Source organism: Blastopirellula retiformator, from assembly GCF_007859755.1.
Taxonomy (GTDB): domain Bacteria; phylum Planctomycetota; class Planctomycetia; order Pirellulales; family Pirellulaceae; genus Blastopirellula; species Blastopirellula retiformator.
In genome coordinates, this window is the sequence record NZ_SJPF01000002.1 from 50,887 (window position 1) to 75,627 (window position 24,741).

Annotated in this window: 19 protein-coding genes and 1 tRNA gene; 15 read left to right on the forward strand and 5 right to left on the reverse strand. The window is 59.4% G+C overall.

Translation table 11 applies throughout. The features are described 5' to 3' along the window. The first annotated feature begins 16 nt into the window (after positions 1-16). The 3 genes from Enr8_RS07650 (at position 17) to Enr8_RS07660 (ending at position 5,584) form a co-directional block, all read left to right on the forward strand. On the forward strand, positions 17-877 hold the full coding sequence (locus Enr8_RS07650) for a DMT family transporter (RefSeq protein ID WP_146430119.1): 861 nt from the start codon (positions 17-19) through the stop codon (positions 875-877). A gap of 549 nt (positions 878-1,426) precedes the next feature. Beyond that, the gene (locus tag Enr8_RS07655; RefSeq protein WP_246119992.1) at positions 1,427-4,039 is read left to right on the forward strand and encodes a DUF1592 domain-containing protein; all 2,613 of its coding nucleotides are present in this window, start codon (positions 1,427-1,429) and stop codon (positions 4,037-4,039) included. 144 nt (positions 4,040-4,183) lie between these two features. Further along, positions 4,184-5,584 (forward strand): DUF1552 domain-containing protein, encoded by a 1,401-nt coding sequence (locus Enr8_RS07660; RefSeq protein ID WP_146430124.1) that lies wholly within the window; start codon positions 4,184-4,186, stop codon positions 5,582-5,584. Between the two features lie 100 nt (positions 5,585-5,684). Here the strand turns inward: Enr8_RS07660 and Enr8_RS07665 are convergent, their stop codons facing one another. From Enr8_RS07665 to Enr8_RS07685, 5 genes are all read right to left on the reverse strand, one after another. Then, on the reverse strand, positions 5,685-6,746 hold the full coding sequence (locus Enr8_RS07665; RefSeq protein WP_146430126.1) for a ribonucleotide-diphosphate reductase subunit beta: 1,062 nt from the start codon (positions 6,744-6,746) through the stop codon (positions 5,685-5,687). Between the two features lie 260 nt (positions 6,747-7,006). Beyond that, the gene (locus Enr8_RS07670; RefSeq protein ID WP_146430128.1) at positions 7,007-9,883 is read right to left on the reverse strand and encodes a ribonucleoside-diphosphate reductase subunit alpha; all 2,877 of its coding nucleotides are present in this window, start codon (positions 9,881-9,883) and stop codon (positions 7,007-7,009) included. Between the two features lie 592 nt (positions 9,884-10,475). Beyond that, positions 10,476-11,081: an oxidoreductase gene (locus Enr8_RS07675; RefSeq protein ID WP_146430130.1), complete on the reverse strand. Its 606-nt coding sequence runs from the start codon at positions 11,079-11,081 to the stop codon at positions 10,476-10,478. 17 nt (positions 11,082-11,098) lie between these two features. Further along, positions 11,099-11,707, reverse strand: coding sequence for a leucine-rich repeat domain-containing protein (locus Enr8_RS07680; protein ID WP_146430133.1), 609 nt, complete (start codon positions 11,705-11,707; stop codon positions 11,099-11,101). An 11-nt stretch (positions 11,708-11,718) separates the two neighbouring features. Next, positions 11,719-12,177, reverse strand: a complete 459-nt coding sequence (locus tag Enr8_RS07685) for a TraR/DksA family transcriptional regulator (protein ID WP_146430135.1) — start codon at positions 12,175-12,177, stop codon at positions 11,719-11,721. 170 nt (positions 12,178-12,347) lie between these two features. Here Enr8_RS07685 and Enr8_RS07690 point away from each other — a divergent pair, with 170 nt between their 5' ends. The 12 genes from Enr8_RS07690 to Enr8_RS07750 all read left to right on the forward strand — a co-directional run bounded on the left by Enr8_RS07690 (position 12,348) and on the right by Enr8_RS07750 (position 24,310). Beyond that, positions 12,348-12,992 (forward strand): esterase/lipase family protein, encoded by a 645-nt coding sequence (locus tag Enr8_RS07690; protein WP_146430137.1) that lies wholly within the window; start codon positions 12,348-12,350, stop codon positions 12,990-12,992. After that, entirely contained in the window at positions 12,989-13,822 is an 834-nt protein-coding gene (locus tag Enr8_RS25285) for a glycine-rich domain-containing protein (RefSeq protein WP_186767504.1), read from the forward strand. The genes Enr8_RS07690 and Enr8_RS25285 overlap by 4 nt, the downstream gene beginning before the upstream one ends. A gap of 327 nt (positions 13,823-14,149) precedes the next feature. Then, the gene (locus Enr8_RS07705; protein WP_146430143.1) at positions 14,150-14,803 is read left to right on the forward strand and encodes a 3-keto-disaccharide hydrolase; all 654 of its coding nucleotides are present in this window, start codon (positions 14,150-14,152) and stop codon (positions 14,801-14,803) included. A 268-nt stretch (positions 14,804-15,071) separates the two neighbouring features. Continuing rightward, a complete protein-coding gene (locus Enr8_RS07710; protein ID WP_146430145.1) occupies positions 15,072-18,026 on the forward strand; it encodes a tetratricopeptide repeat protein in 2,955 nt (984 codons plus the stop codon). Between the two features lie 84 nt (positions 18,027-18,110). Then, on the forward strand, positions 18,111-18,929 hold the full coding sequence (locus tag Enr8_RS07715; protein WP_146430147.1) for a MotA/TolQ/ExbB proton channel family protein: 819 nt from the start codon (positions 18,111-18,113) through the stop codon (positions 18,927-18,929). Positions 18,930-18,972: 43 nt separating this feature from the next. Then, the gene (locus Enr8_RS07720; RefSeq protein ID WP_146430149.1) at positions 18,973-19,401 is read left to right on the forward strand and encodes an ExbD/TolR family protein; all 429 of its coding nucleotides are present in this window, start codon (positions 18,973-18,975) and stop codon (positions 19,399-19,401) included. Positions 19,402-19,404: 3 nt separating this feature from the next. Continuing rightward, positions 19,405-21,555, forward strand: a complete 2,151-nt coding sequence (locus Enr8_RS07725) for a prenyltransferase/squalene oxidase repeat-containing protein (protein WP_146430151.1) — start codon at positions 19,405-19,407, stop codon at positions 21,553-21,555. A gap of 242 nt (positions 21,556-21,797) precedes the next feature. Next, entirely contained in the window at positions 21,798-21,977 is a 180-nt protein-coding gene (locus Enr8_RS07730; RefSeq protein WP_146430153.1) for a twin-arginine translocase TatA/TatE family subunit, read from the forward strand. Between the two features lie 54 nt (positions 21,978-22,031). Further along, the gene (locus tag Enr8_RS07735; protein ID WP_222434815.1) at positions 22,032-22,385 is read left to right on the forward strand and encodes a Sec-independent protein translocase subunit TatA/TatB; all 354 of its coding nucleotides are present in this window, start codon (positions 22,032-22,034) and stop codon (positions 22,383-22,385) included. Between the two features lie 208 nt (positions 22,386-22,593). Next, a tRNA-Val gene (locus Enr8_RS07740) sits at positions 22,594-22,667 on the forward strand. A 147-nt stretch (positions 22,668-22,814) separates the two neighbouring features. Beyond that, positions 22,815-23,318, forward strand: a complete 504-nt coding sequence (locus Enr8_RS07745) for an Imm26 family immunity protein (protein WP_186767506.1) — start codon at positions 22,815-22,817, stop codon at positions 23,316-23,318. A gap of 317 nt (positions 23,319-23,635) precedes the next feature. Next, the gene (locus Enr8_RS07750; protein WP_146430157.1) at positions 23,636-24,310 is read left to right on the forward strand and encodes a hypothetical protein; all 675 of its coding nucleotides are present in this window, start codon (positions 23,636-23,638) and stop codon (positions 24,308-24,310) included. Positions 24,311-24,741: the final 431 nt, after the last annotated feature.

Sequence of the window (24,741 nt, forward strand, 5' to 3'; positions counted from 1 at the left end):
TCACTGACCCACCTGCATGCGACCGACTGACTACGCCAAGCTGACCGTTTTGGCCTCGATCTGGGGCGCCTCGTTTCTGTTGATGCGAATCATGGCGCCCGCGCTCGGACCCTTCGGACTTGCGTCGAGTCGGCTGCTGATCGCCGGAATCATCCTGTCGATCTGGTTCACGGCCCGCGGATTGCAGATCGAGTGGCGCCGGAACTGGCGGCAATACACCGTGATCGGCCTGTTGAATGCGGCGATTCCATTCACCATGTTCGGCGTTGCGGCGCTCTACATCCCGGCTGGATACTCGGCGGTGATCAACGCCACGACGCCGATCTTTGGCGTCGTCTGGAGCTCAATCGTCTTTAAAGATCACCCGACGCCGATGATGATCGTCGGGGCGATCCTTGGTTTGGTGGGCGTCGGCTTGATCGCGGGACTCGGACCGGTCGAACCCTCTTGGACGCTGCTCCTGTCGATCGGCGCCTGTCTGACGGCGGCCGTTTGCTACTCGGCGGCCGGCGTCTATATCAAGACCCACACTGGGCGGCTCAAGCCGATGGGCGTCGCCAGCGCCGCGCAATTGATTGGCGGATCGCTATTGGTCCCCGGCTTGGCGTTTTACCCTCCCACCCCGTCCCTCTTTACGCCCACGGTGATCGCGGCGACGATCACGCTGGCCCTGCTCTGTAGCGCCGTCGGCTTTGTGCTGTATTACCAATTGCTGGCCGATTGTGGCCCGACCAAGGCGCTGACGGTCACCTACGTCGTGCCGGTCTTCGGCGTGTTGTGGGGATCGCTGTTTTTGGGGGAAGAGATCACGCCGGTCATTGTCGGCGGGATGTTGCTGGTGATTGGCGGGACGTTCTTACTGGTTCGCCGGCACTAATTTCGCCTGGTGAGATTTTGGTCCTTCGGGGTTTCTTGTGGGTCGCCGCAAAAAGTGGGGATCTCATCAACAAAGGCAGGGCTATCTTCATCTGCGCCGACCATCAATCGCCTGTGAGGGCGAGCGATCGACGGTCGGCTCCGATGAAGGCGGCAACCACCGTTATTTTCCGAGTAAATTCAAGAGCCCAGCCACTTACTGGCGAAAGCTTCAGGCAAGCGATGGCGACGAAAATGCCTCCCATGCTTGATCGAAACTGGTCAATTGTTCAGATTGGCGACCCACAAAAAAGCCGGATGGACCAAAATTATCGCCGTTTGACGTTCGCTGCTCATCTCTTGAGTTGCCGGAGGACAATCTCCGTCGGAATGAAAATTTGGAGGAGTAGAATTGCCAGCGAGTTGGTATACTACAGCTAACCCACCTTGAGACTCATGCACCCTTGCAATCCCACCGAGTCCCTTACGCGGTCCCACCTGAGAAGCGGAAATGATAGCTGCAAGAACAACGCCTTGGGCGATTGCTCTTATTACGCTGTGCCTGTCGAGTTTGGCCAGTGGAAAGGAAGCGATCGACGCCACGTCGCCCCAGCCGACGCTACAGCAGTTGAAATCGTCCGGGCCACAACGCTCAAGCTATCGTCAGCAGCAAAAGCCAACCGCCGGCGAAGTTCCTCAGCCGCAGCTGGATACGTTCCGCCAAGACGTGCTGCCGATTCTGACGCAGAATTGCATCGACTGCCACGGACCCGATACGCAGGAAGGCAACGTTCGGCTCGACATGCTCGATCCTGATTTGCTCAACGGCGAAGATGCGCATTGGTGGGTCGAAGTTCGGGCGGCGATCAGCAAAGGGGAAATGCCGCCGGCCGACTACGGCGCGCTCACCGCAGATGATCAGGCCCACGTGATGGATTGGCTGACCGGCGAAATTCAGAACGCCTCGTTGGTGCGCCGCGCTCGCGAAGATCATTCCTCGTTCCGTCGTCTATCCCGCTACGAGTTCAACTACGCGCTGCAAGACTTGCTTGGCCTTCCGTACGATTTCTCCGGCGATCTGCCTCCCGATCCGGTCTCGGAAGATGGCTTCCAGAACAGTTCCGAAATGCTGCAAATGTCGACCGTGCAGTTCGGATACTTCCGCGAGCTGAGCCGCGCCGCTTTGCAAAAGGCGATCGGTCCGGCACAGCAGCCGGCGCCGATCTATTGGGGCGTTTCGTTCCATGACCGGGCCGAAAAAGAGTGGGCTGGCCACGAGCGGCAACTGGCCAAGGTTCGCAAAGATCTCGCGGACAAACCCGAGAAGTTGGAAGCGGAACTGAACAAACTGACCAAGCGGTTTCATGGCCGATCGCGTGAAGCGTTCTACAAGAACCTGGAGACCGGCCAGACCGAGACGGTTGAGTGGAGCTACAACGGCGCGAGATGGGCCTGGCGACCTTCGGCCAAGCCGCCGGTTACGCCGCAGCCGGCCGGCGACGTCGTTATTATTCCGCGTGGTCAAGGTTTGATTGTCGAGTTGGGAGATACCGTGCCGAACGAAGGGACGCTTCGCGTTCGCGTTCGCGCGTCACGCACTTCCGCCGATGCGACGTACGCCCCCAGCTTGCGCCTGCAATTCGGTTGGCACGCCAGCAACAACTCGGCCGCCGCCTCGGTGATTAGCGAGCGCGACCTGCCAATCGACGCTTCGCCCGATGCGCCCAAGTTTTACGAGTTTGAGGCGCCGCTTAGCGAGGTCTATCCGCGCAACTCGGTCCGCGGCGTCAGCAAGATGGGAAAGACGCCGAGCCCGTCTGAGTTCATCAAGCTGGTCAATCGCTCGGTCGCCAACGAAGACATCCAAGTCGACTACGTCGAAGTGACCGCGCCGGTCTATCAACAATGGCCGCCGCAGTCGCAGGCCAACATCTTCTTTGATAGCGAGCAAGAGAGCGACGAGCCGGCATATGCCCGCGAGGTTCTCGAAAGGTTCATGACCCGAGCCTGGCGGCGCGAGGTGACGCCGGAAGAGGTCGATCGCAAGCTCGCGCTATTCGGCAAGCTTCGCCCGCAGTGCGAAGACTTTCAGACGGCGATGATTGAAGTGCTGTCGACCGTGCTCGCCTCGCCGCAGTTCCTGTATGTGGTCCGTACCGATCAGGCGGAAGCGGCCGACGACTACCAGTTGGCGACTCGCCTGGCGATGTTTCTGTGGTGTAGCGTGCCGGATGAAGAACTGATCAAGCTCGCTGCGCATGGCGAGTTGCGTGATCCGCAGGTCCTCGAGCAGCAGGTCGAGCGGATGCTGGCCGACCCGCGTAGTGGTCGATTCTCACAACAATTTGTTCGGCAATGGCTGGGGATGGAGTTGCTCGATCACCTGGCGGTCGACAAAAAGGTCTACCCACAGTTCGACAAAGAGCTGAAAGCGGCGATGCAAGAAGAGCCGGTTCTGTTCTTTAGCGAAGTGCTGCAGTCCGATGCCAGCGTGCTCGACTTCTTGCATGCCGACTACGCCGTGGTCAACGAACGCCTGGCTCGCCACTATGGGATCAAGGGCGTGGAAGGAAACGATTTCCGCAAAGTGTCGCTCGACGAAGGTAGCCGCCGCGGTGGGCTGATGACCCAAGCGGGCCTGCTGGCGATGAACTCCGACGGCAAAGATTCGCACCCGCTGAAGCGCGGCATCTGGATGCTTGAAAGTTTGCTCAACGATCCTCCCCCGCCGCCGCCGGCTGCGGTGCCGGTGATCGATCTGGCCGATCCGGAGATCGCCAAACTGACGCTAAAGCAGCGGATCGAACAACATCGCGATCAACCTGCCTGCAAGTCGTGTCACGCGAAGATCGACCCCTGGGGAATTGCGTTTGAAAACTTTGACGCGATCGGCCGCTTTCGGACCGAGGTGCAAGGCCAACCGGTCGACGCTTCGAGCCTGCTGTTCAATCAGCAGAAGTTGGCGGGAGTCGACGGACTGAAACGGTACTTGCTCGAGAACCGTCAGGACCAATTCGTCCGGGCGATGGTCCACAAGCTGACCACCTACGCCCTGGGGCGACCCCTCACCTTTGGCGATCACGCCGAAGTCGATCAGATTACCGCCGAGGTTCGCCAACACGGCGACGGGCTCGGCACGATGATTACCGCGATCGTTCGCAGCGACTTGTTTCAAGCGAATTGACGACGTACGCAACCCCATCATGACACGCAGCTGAGACACGACGTCTCACCCTTAGATTGAACCGGGCCAAGTAACCTTGCCCAGCACTTTCTCGCCCCACGCGAAAGTGCGGTTCCCCAAACAGAACCGAGAAGGACTATCGAGATGATTCAAAATATCGCCTCTCTTGACCGTCGTCGATTTCTGCGTGGCGCGGGGATCGCTCTCGCATTACCGTGGCTCGAATCCTTCTCGACGGCGGTCGCCGGCGCTGCCGCACAGCCCAGCGACCGCAAACGGTTCGCCGCCTTTTATCTGCCTGACGGCGTGCCGATGCCGCTGGCCGATGACCCGTCGTACGAAGATTGGGCCTGGTTCCCGCATGGGGCCGGCAAAGACTTTAAGTTGACCAAGTGCCTGGCCCCGCTGGAACCCTTGCGCGGTGAAACGACGATCCTGTCGGGCTTCTCGCACCCGTCGGCTCGCAGCGTGCATGGCCACTCCAACGCCGACCAATTTTTGACCGGCGCCAACACCGGCCCGTCGGGCGAATACAAGAACACGATCTCGCTCGATCAGCTGTTTGCCGAGCATGTGGGCGATCAAACCCGCTTCTCATCGCTGGTGATGTCGACCGACGGCGGAACCGGCACGCCCCGCGGCGCCCAGACGTTGTCGTTCAACCGCAGCGGTCGCGCGATCCCGGCCGAGAACAAGCCGAAGCGAATCTTCGACATGCTGTTCGTCAAGAATGACGCCGACGCCGCCCGACGGTTGGCGTTGTCGCAAAGCTCGCTCGACGATCTGCTGGCCGACGCCAAGTCGCTGCGGCGGATGCTCTCGGAGCATGATCAGGAGACGCTCGACGAGTACCTGCAGTCGGTCCGCGAAACCGAACTGAAAGTCGAAAAGGCGAAACGCTGGGCCAACATCCCGCTGCCGCAGGTGAACGTCGACCATTTGCAACTCGACATCGGCCCGGACGATCCGCGGAACTACCTGCAGGCGATGTTCGAGCTGATCTACCTGGCGTTCAAGACCGACTCGACCCGCGTGGCGACCTATCAACTGGGCCGCGAAAACGGCGTTGGCGCCAGCGACTACCTGGCTCGGGCGGTCGGCTTTAACCTGACGCATCAGCTGACCCACAATACCAAGAACCCCGACGGCTGGAAGAACTTCGGCATCTACTGCGCCTTTATCAGCGAAGAGTATGGCCGCTTCGTGCAGAAGCTAAAATCGACGCCGGAACCGGACGGCGCCGGCAACATGCTCGACAATACGCTGGTGATGTTCGGCTCGGCTTCCAGCGCCTTCCACCTGTCGCGCAACTACCCGCTGCTCTTGTCGGGCGGCAAAAACATGGGCTTCAAGCATGGCCAGTACCTGAACTACGGCCCGCAAAAACCGCAAGGCGGCGCCTGGCTCGGCGGTCGCGAACCGTGGCAGATCAAATCGAACCACGAAGACCAACCTCTGGCCAATCTGTACGTGACGATGCTACAGCGTTTGGGCGTTGAGACCGACGCCTTCGCCGATAGCACCGGGACAGTCGCCGAGGTCTAAAAACCTCAACATTAGCCCTTGCGCTGCGGGCTAGTGTTGGGATGAAAAAAGGCTGGTCCAGGTGAACCAGCCTTTTGTTCGTTAACCTCAAACCAGAACGTTAGTCCCAGTTCAGCGCCCCAGAGCTTTGGTATTCGGTGACCCGGGTTTCGAAGAAGTTCTTTTCCTTCGCCAGGTCCATCGTTTCGCTCATCCAGGGGAACGGGTTGGTCTTCGAGTCGAATTGCTTCGGCAGGCCGATGCGTTCGACGCGGCGGTCGGCGACGTAGTGGACGTAGTCGCGGAACAGGTCGCGGTTCAGGCCCAGGATGCCGTTGGGCAGGCAGTCGCCGGCGTATTCGATTTCCAGTTCGACCGCCTGTTTGATCAGGTCGATGATCTCGGCCTGGAACTCGGGCGTCCACAAATCGGGGTTTTCGGCCTTGATTCCGTTGATCAGGTCGATGCCGAAGTTCAGGTGAACCGTTTCATCCCGCAGGATGTACTGGAACTGTTCGCCGATGCCGGTCATCAGGTTGCGGCGGTGGAACGACAGCACCATCACGAAGCCCGTATAGAAGAAGATCCCTTCCATGATGATGTAGTAGCCGATCAGGTTCTTGAGAAACGCCTGAAGGCCTTCGTAGGTATTGGTGCTGAAGTCCGGGCTGAGGACTTCGGCGGTTAGCCTCATCTCGAACTCGTCCTTGCGGGTGATCGCCGGGACTTCGTGATACATGTTGAAGATTTCCCCTTCGTTCAGGCCGAGGCTTTCGACCACGTAGAGGAAGGTGTGCGAGTGAACCGCTTCTTCAAACGCCTGACGCAGCAGATACTGACGGCATTCGGCGTTGGTGACGTGCTTGAAGATCGCCAGCACCAGGTTGTTGCCGACCAGGCTTTCGGCGGTCGAGAAGAAGCCGAGGTTCCGCATGATGACCAGACGTTCGTCTTCGGTCAGCTTGTCGCTGCGCCACGTTTCGATGTCTTTGGTCATCGGCACTTCGGTCGGCATCCAGTGATTGGCGCAACCGTTCAGATAGTGCTCCCAAGCCCAGTGGTACTTTAGCGGCATCAACTGATTGACGTCGACCTGCGAGCAGTTGACCAGCCGCTTTTCGCTGGCCTTCACGCGTGAACCGTCGCCCGTTTCCAGTTGGCTATCGACGCTGGGAATAGACATGTGGATCGGCTCCGTTGGGTTTGTATTGCGAATGAATAAGCGAATGGTTGGGTTGCGTCGCAAACTAACCCGAGGCGCGAGCCGAGGGAAAGCGTTTTGAGATCTCAAATGACGATCGCCCGTCCTGTTGGGGCAATCGAAATCGGTCATCTGCTGGCAACCACATTCCCTCGGCTTGCGCCTCGGGTTAGTGTCGTTTGCTGCAGCCGGGCACGTTCTGTGGCCGGCTGCTGGATATCAACGAAAGAGGACGACTCCCCTTACTGGCACGACTCGCAGTCGCCGTCCAGGTTGCAGGTCTTCGGCTGCTCGGGCGGCAGCTGATCGAGGATCGCGTTCGGATCGGCGCCCGGTTCGACGGCCGCTTCGCCGCGATCAACGCGGATGTCGGACGACGCACTGGAGTTCTTCATCCAGCGGGGCTGAATGCCAAAGCGGTTGACGTCGATCGTCGACTTTTCGACCTGCGTCGCACTGAGCGTGCGGAGGTAGTAGGTCGTCTTCAGGCCGGTGGTCCAGGCCAACATGTACATGTCGTGCAGCTTGCGGCCGCTCGGCTGAGCCATGTACAGGTTGAGCGACTGACCCATGTCGATCCACTTCTGGCGACGGGCCGCACACTCGATCAGCCACTTCGGCTCGACCTCGAACGCGGTCAGGTAGCGGAGCCTCAGCTCTTCCGGCACGCGATCGATTTCGGTCAGTTCGCCGTCGTAGTACTTGATCGCTTCGACCATGTCGCTGTCCCACAAGCCTTCCGCCTTCAGGTCTTGGACCATGCGAAGGTTGAGTTGCGGGAACTCGCCCGACAGGTTGCTCTTCACGAACAGGTTCTTGTAGGTCGGTTCGATCGACTGCGAGACGCCGACAATGGTCGAGATCGTCGCCGTCGGGGCGATCGCCATGACGTTGCTGTTACGCATGCCATGCTCGCGGATCGAGTCGCGAACGACTTGCCAATCCAAGGTCGTGCTGCGATCGACTTCGATCGGCAAGCCGCGTTCTTGCTCTAGCAGTTCGAGCGAGTCGATCGGCAGGATGCCGCGATCCCACTTCGACCCTTCGTAGGTCGGGTACGAGCCGCGTTCGGCCGCCAGTTGCGACGAAGCGAGGATCGCGAAGTAGGAGATCGCTTCCATGCTGCGATCGGCGAATTCGACCGCTTCCTGGCTGGCGTAGCTGACGCCGATCGCGGAAAGCGCGTCTTGGAAGCCCATCAGGCCCATGCCGACCGGGCGATGACGCTGGTTCGAGTTCTTCGCTTCCGGCGTCGGGTAGTAGTTGATGTCGATCACGTTGTCGAGCATGCGGGAGGCGGTGGTGACCGTCTCACGCAGCTTGTCCAGGTCGAGCTCGCCATTCTTGACGTGGGCGACCATGTTGATGCTGCCCAGGTTGCAGACCGCGATTTCGTCCTTCGACGTGTTGAGCAGAATCTCGGTGCAGAGGTTGCTGCTGTGGACGACGCCGACGTGATCCTGCGGCGAACGGACGTTCGACGGATCTTTCCAGGTGATCCACGGGTGTCCGGTCTCGAACAAACGGGTCAGCATCTTCCGCCACAGTTCGTTGGCCGGCAGACGACGGAACAGACGCATCTTGCCTTCGTCGGCTAGGCGTTCGTACTCTTCGTAGCGAGCCTGGAAGGCGGAACCGCACAGGTCGTGCAGGTCGGACGTTTCGTCCGGGCTGAACAGCGTCCAGTCGCCCCCGTCGCGAACCCGCTTCATGAACAGGTCGGGGATCCAGTTGGCCGTGTGCATGTCATGCGTACGGCGGCGATCGTCGCCCGTGTTCTTGCGAAGATCGAGGAACTCTTCGACGTCCAAGTGCCACGATTCGAGGTACGAGCAGACGGCGCCCTTTCGCTTGCCGCCTTGATTGACGGCGATCGCGGTGTCGTTGACCACCTTCAGGAACGGAATCACGCCCTGGCTTTGGCCGTTGGTTCCCTTGATGTGGGAGTTGGTGGCGCGAATGTTGGTCCAGTCGTTGCCCAGACCGCCGGCCCACTTGGACAGCATCGCGTTGTCCGACACGACCTTGAAGATGTGTTCCAGGTCGTCGTCGACCGTGCTTAGGTAGCACGAGCTGAGCTGCGGGTGGAGCGTGCCGGAGTTGAACAACGTCGGCGTGGCCGAGGTGAAGCGGAAGGTCGAGAGAATGTTGTAGAACTCGATCGCCCGCTCTTCTTTGTTCTCTTCGTTCCAGGCCAGACCCATCGCAACCCGCATCCAGAAGTACTGGGGCGTTTCGATGCGGCGACCTTCGATGTGCAGCAGGTAACGATCGTAGATCGTCTGCAGACCGAGGTACGGGAAGGCGGCGTCACGTTCTGGACGCAGCGCGGCCGAGATTCGCTCTAGATCGTACTCGCGCAGTCGCGGCGCCAGGCGATCGGCGGCGATGCCGGTCTCGATGTAGTTGGAGAACTCACGACGGGTGACGTCGGCGATGTCTTCTTTGGGGTGGAGGCGACCGAGGGCCTCGTTGTAGATCACCATCAGCATCAAGCGGGCGGCGACCTTGTCGTAGTCGGGGTCCCGTTCGATGCGCGAACGCGAAGCGAGGATCATCGCCCGGTAGATCTCTTGCGGCGTGATGCCGTCGTAGAGCGAGCGGTAGGTCTCTTCGACCAGCTCTTCGGCCGAGCAGTTTTGCTCCAGGCCGCGAACCGCCGAGTAGATGCGACGACGCAAACGGGTCGAGTCGAACGGCTCTTTCGTGCCGTCTTCCTGCTTGATGTTGATCCGCGGGGCGATCAGGTTGCCGTCGCTGTCGGCGGCGCGAAGGGCACGCAGCTTGGCATGCTCTTCACGATACAGGATGTAACGGCGAGCGACCGAGAAGTGGCCGTGCCGCATCAATTGGATTTCGACCGCGTCCTGAATCGTTTCGACGTCGACCCCGTCACGGCTGAACGGGCGGCTTTCGATCTGATCGATGACCGCTTCCGAGATGCTTTTGACTTGGGCTTCGAGCGAGTTCTCGAGCTCCTGGTCTTCCGGCAGGCCGATTTCGGCTCGGAAGGCCTTGCCGATCGCGTAGTGCACGCGAACAGCGTCGAACGAAATGATGCGGCCGTCCCGTTTACGAACTTCCAGGGTGGTGGTGACGCCGGAGGTGACAGTCGTCATGACATCTGCTCCTTCGAGGGGTTCTTCCTGAACCGGCTTGCGGCCGGATAAGGCGCTAGATTGAGATTCCATGGTTGTTGCTTCCAATGCGAATGGTTGGGATCTCCCGGCCGAACATCAAAGTTCGTCCGATGAGGGCGGCAGCAGGGTCTTGCTCCGCGAACAAAATAGAAGCGCGCGTATCAACGCACCGTCTTCCTTGACGCGTAGGTCCTCGTAGATGAGGACCGCCAGACTCCTGATCCGCTTCCCCCCACGCGAGTGGAGTTTTGCGGTTCAAGCTGCTAGCGACGCTGGCAGCTTGAATGCGAGGGCAGCAATCTTTGCCCACAGCATATTGTGCCAGGGCTTTCACCGAAGCACAAGATCCTGTGGCTGACAAAATTGAATATCGCCAGATCTAGTGCTCTGACAACATCATTTTCTCAGCCGGAGGCCCAATATACTGTGGTAGCACTTTGCGTCAACCACAATCTCTTCACCTTTTCCTAACACTAGACGCGCCAGCAGTTAGCGTCACGCGAGATCGTCGTAAGTTCAAGGATGCGATTTGCTAGCGGTGACAGCGATTTTGCGATTTCCAAATCCAAACTTAACGGGCCGCCGTCGCCTCTTGGTACGTCGGGAAGTCGACGTAGCCATGGGGGTCGGGACCTGCCGCGTACCACAGATTGGGATCGGGTACCGGAGCGAGCGGCCACTGGTGCGTAAAACGCTCCACCAAGTCTGGATTACTGAGGCAAGAACGGCCAAAAGCAATCAGGTCGGCATCCCCTCGGCTGATCGCGGTTTCGGCCGACGCCTGGTCGTAGCCCGAGTTGCCGATCAGGACGCCGGAGAAGATTCCGCGAATTTCGGCCAGCGTCATCGGTTCGCCCAAATCGTGGAAACCAAACCCGACGCCATCGAGCACATGCAGATAGGCCAGACCGATCGGAGCCAACTGCTTGATCGCGTAGGAGAATTGCTCGCGATAGTCGGGCGAACCCATGTCGTTGAAGACGCCGTTGGGAGACAAACGGACGCCGACCTGCGACGGTCGCCACACCTCGGTCACCGCCGCGACCACTTCTCCGAGGAAGCGATAGCGGTTTTCGACCGAGCCGCCGTACTTGTCGGTGCGGTGGTTGGTGCGCGATTGCAGAAACTGATCGATCAGGTAACCGTTGGCGGCATGTTCTTCCGGCGGCAAGAGCATGTCACCAAGAATAGGGTTTAATGCTCTTGCCCCGGCAGATGCGCGTCGTCGAAATGGACGTGCAATCGTGGACGGCGCTCGATTAACCGGGCGAGTCCTGGCTCGGTGAAGCGCGTTTGGTCGGCGTAAAAGGACTCTAAGGAATGGATTTCTGCGATGTGCTTTAGCGCTGCGTTGGTCAGCGGGGTTCGAAGCACGTGCAAAAATCGGAGCGATTCATTACCTGTCAGCGACTCAAATCCCGCGTCCGTTAAGTAAGGGCTGCCGATTCGCAATTGGATCAGATGGCGCAGCTTCGCCAACTCGGCCAGACCAGCGTCGGTGATTTCCGACTTGGGCAAGTTGACGAACTGCAACTGCGGCAGCGTAGCGAGAATCTCCGCCATGTGGTCGTCGACCGGCGTCTGGTCAAGCCGCAGCTTCGTCAAGTTGTCGGCCCGCGAGAGCAACTCCAGTTCGGCGGGCGAGACGACGACTTCCGTCACTTCGATCGTATCGTCGTCGCCGGCAAGAACCGCCTTCAGTTGTTCGCGAAACGACGGTTCCGCCGCTTCCTTCAATGACGCGGGCGATGACGCGCAGCCTGCGATCGAGAGAACCGCAACGAACCAACAAACGTAACGCATTGGCAATGAACCTATCCGCATCGGGGACACCGCATTCGATAACGCGTCATGCCGCCTCCCCGCCCGGTCGACAGCGACATGATCTCGCCGCACTTGGGGCAAAAGTCAGGCGTCGCGTGGTCTTCGGGGCTTTCGAGCTTTTCGCGACAGCGGACGCAAGTGTCGGTATCGGGAAAGACCTCCAGTCGCTCCAGCGGAATGGGCTGGCGACACATCTTGCAGACGCGGCGCTGGTCCCATTCTTCTTCGTCTTCGCGCGGGACGTCGACCTTCAAACCAACCCGGCTGCAATCGCCGCACGACATCTTTACGGCGCTACGACGGAAAAGTTCGACCACCAAGCCGGGGTCGGGCTCTTCTTCGCGACGAAACATGCCAAGTTTCATCAGCAGCTGAACCATCGCCAGATGGTTGCAGACGCGATGCCAGTGGCAGTCTGGGCAAGAAATTTCGAGGCGTTCTGTAGACATGGGCGTATTTTTCAGGGGCGAGAGCGACAATATTATGGCGGCGCCGTCGAATCACCATCGCGACGTCAGCCTGGTCGCGATCGCCATGAGTGGGGAAATACGGATTATAACAGCCGTGCAAATCGGCCATAATCTGGTGAGCCTGATTTCTGGCGACCGGAGGAACGAAGATGATCGACTCGGCGACGCCGACGCGAAACGAAAAAGTGGCGCTGATCCACGGATTTGCGTCGACTCCGTTATTGCTGAAACGGCTAGAGCGTCAAATTGCCGCCGCCGGTTTCGGCACGCAGCGATATGGATATTTCAGCCTGATCGGCGACATCGAAGCGTTTGCGCAGCGATTTGCAAAGACGCTGGAAAAAATCGATCACGAAGCGAACGTCGAGCGGTTGCACATCGTCGCCCATAGCCTGGGCGGATTGGTAGCGCGACGGGCGCTGCAGATTTATCGCCCCGAACATCTTGGGCGGGTTGTGTTTCTCGCTAGTCCCCATCGCGGTTTGTACGCCGGAAGATTTTGGGGCGGACTGTTGAATCTGTTCCGTTGCCGCGCGGTCGCGCAAATGTCGGACGTGCCCGGCAGCTATGTGAACCAGTTAGCGGCGCCCGATTTTGAATTTGCGGCGATCGCCGCGACCTACGATCATTTGGTGCCGGAGCAATCGGCCCGCCTGGAAGGATGCTCCGACTATCGGATCTATCCCACGATGCATACCGCCCTGCTCTTGCGGCAAGATGTCGCACACGATATTTGCAATTATCTAGAGCATGGGCGATTTCTCGACGCTTCCCTTACGAAAGAGGCCTCATGAACGAAAGCCAACGTGAGCTATGGCGCAGGATCGAGACGTTTTCGATTGACGAAGGACACGAACAACTGACGTTCGCGCGGCGACTGGCCCGCGAGAATGGTTGGTCGCACGCATTCGCACAGCGCGTGATCGACGAGTACAAACGCTTTCTGTTTCTCGCTAAAGCGGCCGGGCATCCGGTGACGCCGTCGGAAGAAGTCGACCAGGCGTGGCACTTGCACCTGGTTTACACGCGGTCGTATTGGGAGCGACTGTGCGCTGAGGTTTTGCAGTGCCCGCTGCATCACGGACCGACCAAAGGCGGCGCAGCCGAAGCGGAGAAGTTTGAAGATTGGTACGAGCGAACCAAGCAGAGCTATGCCGAACTGTTTGGCGAAGCGCCGCCGGAGGATATCTGGCCGCCGTCGGCGATTCGGTTTGATCCGGCGACCCGGATGCAGATGGTCGACGTCAGCGCGAACTGGGTGATCCCGAAGTTCACTTCGCGCTTTCCCACTTTGGTCGGCGGATGCGTGCCGGTCTTGCTGGGCGCGACGTGGTACACGGGGCTGCTAGGGGAAAGCGACTTAATGCTATTCATCCGCGGCGGCGCGGTGATCCTGGTGCTGATCTTCGTCTTTGTCTTGCTGGTCAAGTTGTTTGGCTCTAAAAAGGGGCGAAACGGCGGGAGCGGCTGCTCGTCCAGTTCGGGATGCGGCGGAGGTTGGTTCTTCGGGGGAGGCGGCGGCTGCAGTAGCGACAGCGGATGTAGCAGCGACAGTGGCTGCAGCAGCTCTGGCTGTGGGAGCAGTTGCGGAGGCGGCTGCGGTGGTGGCTGCGGCGGGGACTAAGAAGAAAAGCGAAAAGCGGAAGGCGGTAGGAATTTGGTCAGCGACAGATTGGCGAGGGCCACGGGTTCGGTCGATCGTCATGCTGGTTTCGACATCGATCCCTGCCGCTTTCCCTCGGCTCGCGGATCGGGCTGCGATTGGGACGTATCTCGCTTGATTTTTCGTGCTTTTGCGCGTCTGTTCGCGCCAAATTGCTGCCCGTTGGCACTTGGCGCTGAAAAAACAACTTTGCGTATGGTCAGCCGGTCGCTGGGGGGCTATTTTCAGAGGGGCAAAGCACGCACGCTTTCCCTCGCAAATCAGACTCTCCCGTCAAGGACCCGCCTAATGAAACGTATCTTGCCGCTGCTCGTTCTTACCCTGCTCGGCGCCGTCGCCAACGTTGCGACGCTGCATGCCGAAGAAGAAGGCTTCACCTCGCTGTTCAACGGCAAAGATCTGGAAGGCTGGATTGGCGCGGTCAACGGCTACTTCGTGGAAGACGGCGCGATCGTTTGCGATCCCAAGAAGGGTGGCAATCTGTATTACGGCAAAGAGTTCGACAACTTTGATCTGAAGTTCGAGTTCAAGCTCGAGCCGGGCGCCAACAACGGCCTGGCGATTCGTTCGCCGGTCGAAGGGAACCCGGCCTACAACGGGATGGAACTGCAGATCCTCGACACCGAGCACGAGCACTACAACAACATCAAGCCGTATCAAGCTCACGGTTCGGTCTATGGCGTCGTTCCGGCCAAGCGCGGTTTCCTGAAACCGACCGGCGAGTGGAACAAGCAGGAAGTGATCGCCGACGGTCATCACATTAAAGTGATCCTCAATGGCGAGACGATCGTCGACGCCGATATTAAGGAAGCCTCGAAGGATGGCACGGTTGACGGCAACGAGCATCCCGGCCTGCTTAATGAGAAGGGGCACATCGGCTTCTTGGGGCACGGTACCAAGGTCGAATTCCGCAACATCCGGATCAAGGCGCTCGATAAGTAGCCGCTAGCAGTTTTTCTGTTAATTCTGGGGTTATGCGCATTTTGCGTGTCGCACGGTAATTCCGGTGAATCCATCCAGGCCGCTCGGTCGATTGCTTAGATATCGCAGTCGACCGTAGCGGCTTTTTCCTTTTCTTGGCGGCGATTCTGACGCCGAGAAAATGATAGCAAATCGCCCTGTCAACGCTCTGCTGCGATCAGTATGATCTGACGGCTTCTTGGAACACGGGCCGCCGCTGCTCAAGGACTGAGACTGTACGCACAACGGAATGATGCGAAACACACGGTTACTACTGGCGCTGGCTCTTATGGCGACTTCGTTCGTCATGACTCGGCCGGTTTGCGCCGACGGCCCTACCGACTTGTACGCCGTCGCGGCGAGCCAATATGCCCGCAAAGATTGGGAAGCGGCGATCATCGCCTTCGATCGCTTCATCGACGACTATCCCAATCATTCGCTGACCGGGCCCATCTACTTCTATCGCGGTGAAGCGCTCGTCCAGCTCGAAGACTTCGCCAGCGCACGCGAATCGTACGAACAATTCCTGCAGCAGGTGCAAACCCACGCCAGCCGACCGCAGGCCGAGTTCCGCATCGCCGAATGCTACTACCTGACCGGCGACCTGAAGCTGGCGAAATCCGACTTCGAGACCTTCGTCGCCGCCCGGCAGGATCATCATCTGTATTCCCACGCCCTCCCCTATCTGGGCGAGATCGCGCTGACAAATAAGAAATACGACGAAGCCGAAACCCGTTTTCACGCCGCCCTGGAGACCGCTCCTTCGCCATTGATGGCGGCAGAAGCCGAACTTGGCCTGGCTCGCGCCCTGCGTGAAAGTGGCCAACTGACCGCAGCTCGCAAAGCGTATCGAAATGTCCTGAAACAAGAGGCAATCGAAACTGGCGACGCCCAGTTTGAGCTTGGCGTGGTGGAATATCGCCTGGGCAATCACCGCGTGGCGGTCGACCTGCTCAGCGAAGTCGCCAATGCCGCCGGTCCCAACATCGCGGTCGCCAAACTCTGGATCGCCAAAGCGTACTACGAAGTCCGCGATTGGCCGCAAGCCGAACAGCGCCTGCAAGAGCTGTCGCAGGATGAGTCGCTGCAAGCGTATCGCGATGAGATCGACTACCTGACGGCCCGGATCCGCCTGGAACAAGGGGGAACGAGCGAAGGCCTGGCTTTGTTAGAGCAATTGCTGGCCAACTATCCGGCGTCCGCCTGGTGTGACGAATCGCTCTTCTACCTGACCGAAGCGGCGATCGTGACCGGCGACATCGACAAGGCGTCGGCCGCGGCCGAGAGGTTGATCCTGGAGTATCCGACGCGCGAAGCGACCCCCAAAGCGGTTCGTCTGGTCGCGGGCAAACGGCTCGAAAAAGAAGAATACGTCGCGGCGCTGCAGTTGCTCGAAGCGATTGGCAGCGGCGACGTAGCTCCCGAAATGAACAAGACGGCCGCCGCCTGGCAATTTGATTTGCCTTACTTGCGCGGGATCGCCCATCTGGGCGCCGGCAACACGGCCCGAGCCGCCGAGCTGTTGACCGCCGCCATTGACGCGACCAAAGATGTCGAGAAACAAGCGCCCGCGTATTACGCGTTGGGGTTGGCCGCGGATCGAACGGGTCAGGACGCCGAAGCGGCGCAAAACTTTGCGAAGTACTTGGAAATCGCGCCCCACGGCGACGAAGCTTCCGCGTCTCGCTTGCTGTTGTCGGCCGCTTTGGCTCGCAATGGTCAGTTCGACGACGCCCAAGCGACGTACGCATTGGTCGAGCGGGCCCAGTGCGAACCGCGACTCTTTTTGCTGACGACCCGCCGTCTGGCCGAAGCCGCCCTGAAAGCAGGCGACAAGCAATGGGCCGGCCAGCTATTTGGGCTGTTGGCCGATGAAGCCAATCCCGAAGAATTCGTCAAAGCAGGCGTCGCCGGACTCAGCTGGGTTCAGCTTGACGCCGCCGACGACGCGACGTCGATCGCCGCCATTCAGCAGCTAATCGAAAAAGATCCGACCAGCGCGTTGATTCCGTCGGTGTTGACCGGTCGCGCCAAGGTGCTGCTCGAGCGGAATCAAGCGGCCGAGGCGCTTACCATCTATCAACAGATCTATCGCGACTATCCCGAATCGGATTTGGCGCCAGGCGCGATGTTGACCGCCGCCCAGATCTTGAACGATCGTCAAGAGTTTGGCCGCTCCGCCGAACTCTATCGCACGCTGATTCAGGCGCCCAGCGAAGAGATGCAGTTGGACGACCTCCATTACCGTCTCGGCTGGGCTTTGGTCGATCAGGGTCGGCTGGAAGCGGCCGCCGATCAGTGGCGAATGATTTGCGAAAACTATCCTGACAGCCAACTATGGAGCGACGCGGCCTATCGTCGCGCCGAGAGCCTGCTGACGGCCGGCGATCCCCACGCCGCGACCGATTTGCTGACGCAGATCGTCGCGAAGGGAGACTCGCAAGTCGCGCCGCACGCCACTTACCTGCTGGGTCAAATCGCCGCCGGCCAAGCCGATTGGGAAGCGGTCGCCCAGCACATGGCCAAATTGCAATCGCCCGAGTATGGCGAACAGTTGCAGATGATGGCTGGCTTCTGGCATGCCGAGGCCCTGTTTCATCAGCAAAAGTTCGGCGAGGCGGCGAAGTTGTTCGACAGCGTTGAGACCCTCTCACGCGGTCGGGAGCTTCCCTGGAACAGCACGATCGCCCTGCGTCGCGCTCAATTGGCCGCCCACTTGGGCCAATGGGACGAGTCGCTGCGATTGGCCGAACTGGCGAGCGTCAGCTTCCCCGATTTTCAACAACGCTTTGAACTCGACTATCTCCGCGGCCGCTGCCTGGCTCGTCAGGCCCGGTTCGGTGAAGCCCGCGACGCCTATCAGTTGGTGATCGACTCTCGCGTTGGCGGAGCGACCGAAACCGCGGCGATGGCGCAGTGGATGATTGGCGAGACCTACTTCCACCAGAAGAACTATCAGGCCGCGATTCAGGCCTACTCACGCGTGGCGGCCCTGTACAACTTCCCTCGCTGGAAGGCAGGCTCGCTATTGCAGATCGGTAAATGCTACGAGATTTCCCGCCAATGGGAGAAGGCGCAGAAATATTACGACGAAGTAGCGGCCGGTTATCCCGAAACGTTTTTTGCCGGCGAAGCTCAGCAGCGACTCAGCGTCATCAAGCAGCGACGTGAGACCGCCGGCGTGAAGACGACAGAGCGACGTTAACCGATGCTAGTGCATCAACTACTAAATACGAGTTACCGCCGGCGTCGCCCCATGCCGGCTTAGGAAGATCGGGAGTTTACTGAAATGGAAGTCAGTCAGCTACGAACCGCCGGAGCAAACCTTCGCCGCTGGGCGATGATCGCGGCGTTTGGGGGCATGATGATCGCGGCGCCAGCGCTGGCGCAGGAAGGCGCCGACGCGCTCGCTTCGGCGACCGAATCGCCGATTCCGACCAAAAACATGCTGCAGGCCATTCAAGGCGGCGGCTTGCTGATGTATCCGATCGTGTTGTGCTCGTTTCTGCTACTGGTCTTCGTCTTTGAACGAGCGATCAGCCTGCGTGCCGGCCGAGTCATTCCTCGTCCGTTCGTAAAGCGGTTCCTCGAACAACTGCGCGAAGGGCAGATCGACCAGGACGAAGCGCTCGCCCTGTGCGAAGAAAACAAAAGCCCGGTCGCCGAAGTATTCTCGGCTGCGGTCAAAAAATGGGGCCGCTCTACGGTCGAAGTCGAACAGGCGATCATCGACAGCGGCGAACGCGTCACCAACGGCCTGCGTCGTTACCTGCGGCTGTTTAACGGCATCTCGACGATCAGCCCACTGTTGGGGTTGCTTGGTACGGTGCTCGGCATGATCAAGGCGTTCAACGCGATCGCCACCTCCGACGCGATGGGCCGTCCCGAACTATTGGCCGCCGGCATTAGCCAGGCGCTGCTGACGACCGCAGCCGGTTTGACGGTGGCGCTGCCGGCCCTGATTGCGTATCTCTTCTTCGTCGGTCGGGTTGATCGGCTGGTGATGGAGATCGACTCGCTGGGTCAGGACGTCGTCAACGCGATTGCGTCGGACGGTTGGAAAGAACGCCGCGGCGGCGCCAAGAAGTCGTCGCGCCGCGCCGCGTAACCGCCAGGGCGAACGGATTCGCTCAACTTAAGGAGCCAGGAAGGTGCCTCTCAAAACGCATATCGACGAGACGCCGACGCTCAACTTGACGCCGATGATCGACATCGTCTTCTTGTTGATCATCTTCTTCATGGTCGGTACCAAATTTACCGAGCTTGAACGGAAGATCGGCCTCGAGGTCCCCGCCGTCAACGACGTCGGCGCGCTGACCGCCGCGCCAGAGCGGAAGGTGGTCAACATTTATCGCGACGGGCGAATCATGCTCGATCGGCAGGAACTGGATATGGAACAGCTGCAAGCGACCCTCGCGGCCGCGCGCGGCGAATACGAGGATCTAGGCGTGCTGGTGCGCGGCGACGCCGAGATTCCGTTCCAGAACGTCGCCTCGGTCTTGAACGCCTGCCGCAGCGCCGGCATCAACGAGATGGGCATCTCCGTTCGTTTGGCCCAACGAGAAACGAATACGAGATAACCAATGGGCGCCTTGCTGGCCGACGCAAACTCGACCTGGCTCTCTTCCCACGTGATTTGGAACATCATGTGGGTCGGGCTTGCCGTGTTGACGATCTCGCTGCTCGTCCTGATGCAAACCCGCTGGGGGCAGGCCAAACCGCTGTCGAAGTGCGTCGTCCTCTCGATCTTCGCCCACGTGCTGCTGATCGCCTACGCACACATGACGCAGTTGTTTGCTCCGGGACCAGCCCGCACGCCGGCGCCGATCAGCTTCAAGCTCGCTAACGTCGCGTTTGAAGAACAGTCCGACCGCCAGACGCAACAAAAGCGACAAGCCAAGCCGTGGGACGTCACCAACGTCGCCCAGTTGCCGTCGCCAAAGGCGGCGCCGCTCGCCCGGCCCGAAGATCAGTGGCCGATCGCCGCCGATGCTCCGCCAGAGTGGCCGCTCGAAGACGCGCCGCTAAGCGAAGCGATCGCCCCGCCGGTCGAAATGGCCGAGGCGACCGAACTGGTCGAAAATCACACCGCCCCGGTCGAACCGTCGATCGCGCCGCGCGGATCGATGATCGCCGCCGCCGAGATCGCGGCAGTCGCGGCCGCGCCGGTTGCCGCCGAGGCCGCCGCCGAAGTTGCCGACGCGCTTGGCAACACCCCCATGGCGCCCACGTTGGCTCGCCGCGATTCGACCGGCCCGCCCGTTCCCGAAGCGACCGAGCCACAGATTGAGCCGAGCCAGGACGATCGGCACATGAACGATCAGATCCATCAATTGGCCGAGATGGCGGCCACCGCCGCGCCGGCCGATGCGATTCAGAGCGAAATCGATCAGCTTCGGGCGGCCGATAACCGCATCGACGGACCGACCACGACTTCGCCTGAGAGCGCCAACGGAACGCCGGCGCAGCTCGCCTCGGCGCGCGCCGCCGGCGATCAGAAGAAGCTCGCCCAGCTCGATACGCTCGGCGTACCGGCCCCGGCCACCAATCGCCGCACGCTTGCCGCGTCTCCTCTTCCCTTGGCGATGCAGGCCCGCGTCGCTGACAACCAGGCCGACATCATTCAGGCCCAAGGGGGCGACCCGCGAATCGAAGCTTCGGTCGACGCCGCGCTCGTTTGGATGGCCGCCAATCAGGAAGATGACGGTCGTTGGGACGCCGGCCGCCACTCTTCCGGCAGCGAGCAGCAAGTGCTTGGTCATGATCGTTACGGCGCCGGCGCTGATGCCGATACCGGCGTGACCGGCCTGGCGGTGCTCGCCTTCATGGCGCGTGGTCATACACACCTGGAAGGCAAACATCGCACAAATGTCCAACATGGGCTGGAGTTCCTCATCTCGCAGCAGCATGAGACCGGCTCGCTGGCTGGCGAATCGCGGCTGTTCGCCCAGATGTACTGCCACGGGATTGCGATGCTCGCGCTCAGCGAAGCGTACGCGATGACCCGCGATGATCGCATTCGCCCCGCCTTGGAAGCGGCCCTGAACTACTCGTTCCAGTCGCAGCATCAAACCTCCGGCGGTTGGCGGTATCAACCCGGCGACCTGGGCGACACCAGCCAGTTTGGTTGGCAGGTGTTGGCGCTGCACAGTGCGCAATTGGCCGGCATCGAAACGCCCGAGCGGACCCGCGAACTGATGACCCGCTTTTTGCGGAGCGTCTCGTCGGGCGATCACAACGGGCTGGCCAGCTACCGACCCGGCGAACGGACCAGTTCGGTCATGACCGCCGAGGCCCTGGTCTGCCGCGTCTTCTTGGACGCCGAAAATGGCCAGCAGACGGTTGACGAGGCCGCCAACTATGTTTCCCGTTTCGAGCCGGCGCCCGGCAAGCCGAACCTCTACTTCTGGTACTACGGCACGATTGGCCTGCACCAACTGCAGGGGGATCGCTGGCGATCATGGAGCGCCTCGTTGCAGCGGCAACTGCTGACCAGCCAAGAGAATGGCGGGATGAACGCCGGTAGCTGGAGCCCTGACACCGTTTGGGGCTGCTACGGGGGGCGGGTTTACACCACCGCCATGGCCACATTGTCGCTGGAAGTCTATTTTCGCTATCTTCCGATCTACTATGACCTGCAGAACCGCCCTGCCCCGGTCGCCCAGGCCCCGCTACAGATTCCAGCTGGTGGCGTGCGGATCTCGTCAAAACCGGAAAATCTGGCGCCACGGTAGGTTACCCGCCCACAGGAGGTTGCCCGCACCGTTGGGCTCGTAATTGTTCCCTTTACAGTCGGCGGGGGACGAGTAAAATTGATCGTTGGATGTGGCAGGTGGCCACACCCTTCGCGCATTTGGTTTGCGCAAAGGACCGCACGAGTATTGGTTCTGGCAGGGCCCACCTGAGGCGCCTGCCCGCTTTCGCCTACTTGGTTGCGTGTTCTATCTCCGTCTTCGTTTGACCACGAGGTAAGAACATGGGTTTAGGCGTTAACGAACTGTTGATCGTGTTGGGCATCGTTATCTTGCTGTTCGGCTCTACCAAGATCCCGCAGCTAATGCGTAGCATGGGACAAGGCATTAGCGAGTTTAAAACGGGAATGAAAGATAAGCCCGTTGAAGACACGGACGAAGAAGAAGAAGCAAAAAAGGCCTAGCCACCTAGACTGCCTCTTTTTCTCGATTCGCGTTACCAACGAAGGGATTGTCCTATGCTGACTCTACCTGTCGTTTCCATGCCCGTCCTGTTCGGATTTCTGGGCGGTCTGGGAATGCAAGAGATGATGATCGTCGCCGTGATCGCGGTGCTGCTGTTCGGCAAAAATCTGCCGTCGGTCGCCCGGTCGCTGGGACGCAGCTACGCCGATTTCAAAAAGGGACTTAGCGACATCCAGTCCGAGTTCCACAGCGCCACCAAGGAAGTCGAAGATACGGTCAACGACCGGGGATACTCGTCCAGCTCGTCGAGTTCCTCCAGCTACGATGACTATGACGACTACGCCGAGGCGACCGCCCCCAAGTTCGAGCCGCCCCCGGCCGAACCGCAAAAGGTCGAAAACGGCTAATCGCCTGGCGCAGGCCCTTTTTGTCCTCCCCTCCCCAGATATCCGCTAGTCGGCGCCGGGGAAAACCGATAAACTGACGAACCTGACGAGGTCGAATTCGCGAACCAAAGCGAACCTCGACCTTCTCAGGTTCGTCCCTTTTAGCGACGAGCAAGCCGGGAGCCACGCATGGTCATCCGGTAGGCTGGGTCAAGACCCAGCACCCCAAGGGCGATTAGCTCAGCTGGTTAGAGCGCCGTCTTCACACGGCGGAGGTCGTTGGTTCGAGTCCAATATCGCCCACTCGAAAAGAAAGCGTCTTGCGAAGTCTCGCAGGACGCTTTTTTTGTGTCTGTGGGGTGATGGGGGGACGGAGGTGGAAGCTGGGGATTGAAATGGGAAAAAAATCGCGTTCCTTCTCTGAACCAAGAGACTACTAGGAGACCATTCGTGGCGGAATCGTGGAATAAGGGGGATGTATTTCTGGTGCCGATCGACATCACACGGGTGGGGCTGGGGCAGATCGTTGATGTGCTGCCATCAGAACTCTACGTGGTCATTTATGCAAACGCATGGAATGTAAGCTCCCCGCCTTCTCCGGGGGACGTCGTTGGTCAAGTTGTGCTGTTTGCATCGCTAACTCTGGACGCCAAACTGTATCACGGTGATTGGGCGATCATTGGGAATGTCACCGAAAATCTTGTCAACATCAAGCTCCCGCTATCGAAGGTGAGAATCTCTGGCGAGATGCATATCGAGAGCCATGACGGCAGTTGGTCACGCAGCGCAACTCCCAAAGAAGCGGATCAACTGAGTTTTCGCAAGACAGTAGCTCCAATACGGCTGGAAAAGGCGTTGAAGGCTCAGTACGGGATACTTGAACCACATCCCGCCTATGACGATCTCCGTTATGAGCTCGTAGTTGACTTAGCGAAGCTCGACGGCTGCGACTGATTGTGGCGGCTTCTGCAGCATCATCTTCGCAGGCCGGGCGAGTTTGAATGGTTGCGGCTCGGCCAGATATCGCTCTAGGCTTTATCCAAGTGTGCGGAGAAATGCGCCGTCGTTCGTTTTAAGAAAGACCGCCTAACGCGCATCGCCGCGTTTCCGAACGAGACAAGTGCACCCGTCTCTATGGACGATTCTTCTGCATCTTGCGGATGCCACTGGGTAGACTAGATGAAAGAAAACAGAGCAATTTGTCAGGAGGCTGGAAGCGAGAAAGACCTTCGGCTCAATTCTCTCGGCCAAAAAACGTGTTGGTGTGAACAATGACAATCGATGAAAACACGATCACTAAATTGTCTTCACAGCTGGAAGCCGAGCAGGGATCTGAAAGTGAGTTTCGCCTCCTGTTTGAGCGGGCGAACGCTTATCAGCAGATTGGTAAAACGAAGGAGGCCTTGATCGACTTCTATGCAGTGGCCAGCGAATCGCGAAATAAGAAATTGATGTGTCGCGCGAAAGCAATGATAACGTTGATCTGCCTGGAAGCTGGGGAAACCAAGGAATCGCTATGGTGGGCCCTTGCCTCCTTGAATCATATCCCTAGCGACGTCAACGCAAACGCCGCCATCGGCTTGGCGCTTAAGGCGAATGAGTTTTATCGGCTGGCAATTCCCTATTTTCGGCAAGTGTGCGACCAGGACGGAGAATCCATCGTCGCCCGTCGATCGCTGGCGGTTTGTCTCCGCGAAACTCTCGATTTTTCAGCCGCCCATGAGACGCTCCTGGGCCTGCTAGAAATTGCCCCGAATGACGCACAAACTTATTTCGAACTGGGGCGAAACTGGAATCTGCGGTACGACATTCCCGACCACAAGCTGCAAGCAAGATTGAGCTTTCAAAAAGCGCTGGAACTCGGTCCATCCGAGGAATTGAGAATCTCGATTGTGAAAAAGCTCGAAGGGGGCGAAGCAGCGGGGTCCAGCGTCACCGGCGGATGACACTAGCTCGTAACCCGAGCAAGCTGATGCTTTGAGTCGCTCTCATAAAGGTCACTAATTTCGAGCGTTATTTGTACGCAGGCGGCCTTTTCCAATGTCTCGCGCAGCTTGTCTGGGGCCCACCAGTTAACTTCCGCAAGATTCAACTCTAGCTGCCGCATCGATCGCTCCTCGCGCGGACGTGCTTCTGTCGTAAGACGTTTCAATTCTAACCACTACGGCTCGCGAAATACAAAATTCACCGACTTTGGAATTTGCGGAATCAAGATGACTACTGGCGTACCACTTCGGTGCAATGGCCGCTTGCAGAAAAAGACGGTCGACAATCACCCCGCCAAGAAACGAAAAGTGCCGGGGGCTTAGTTGCTTCGCTCTCTCTTTTCAGAAAGGGCGCCCCCCGGCGGTGAGATTGTAGCCTGTTGGATCCAACG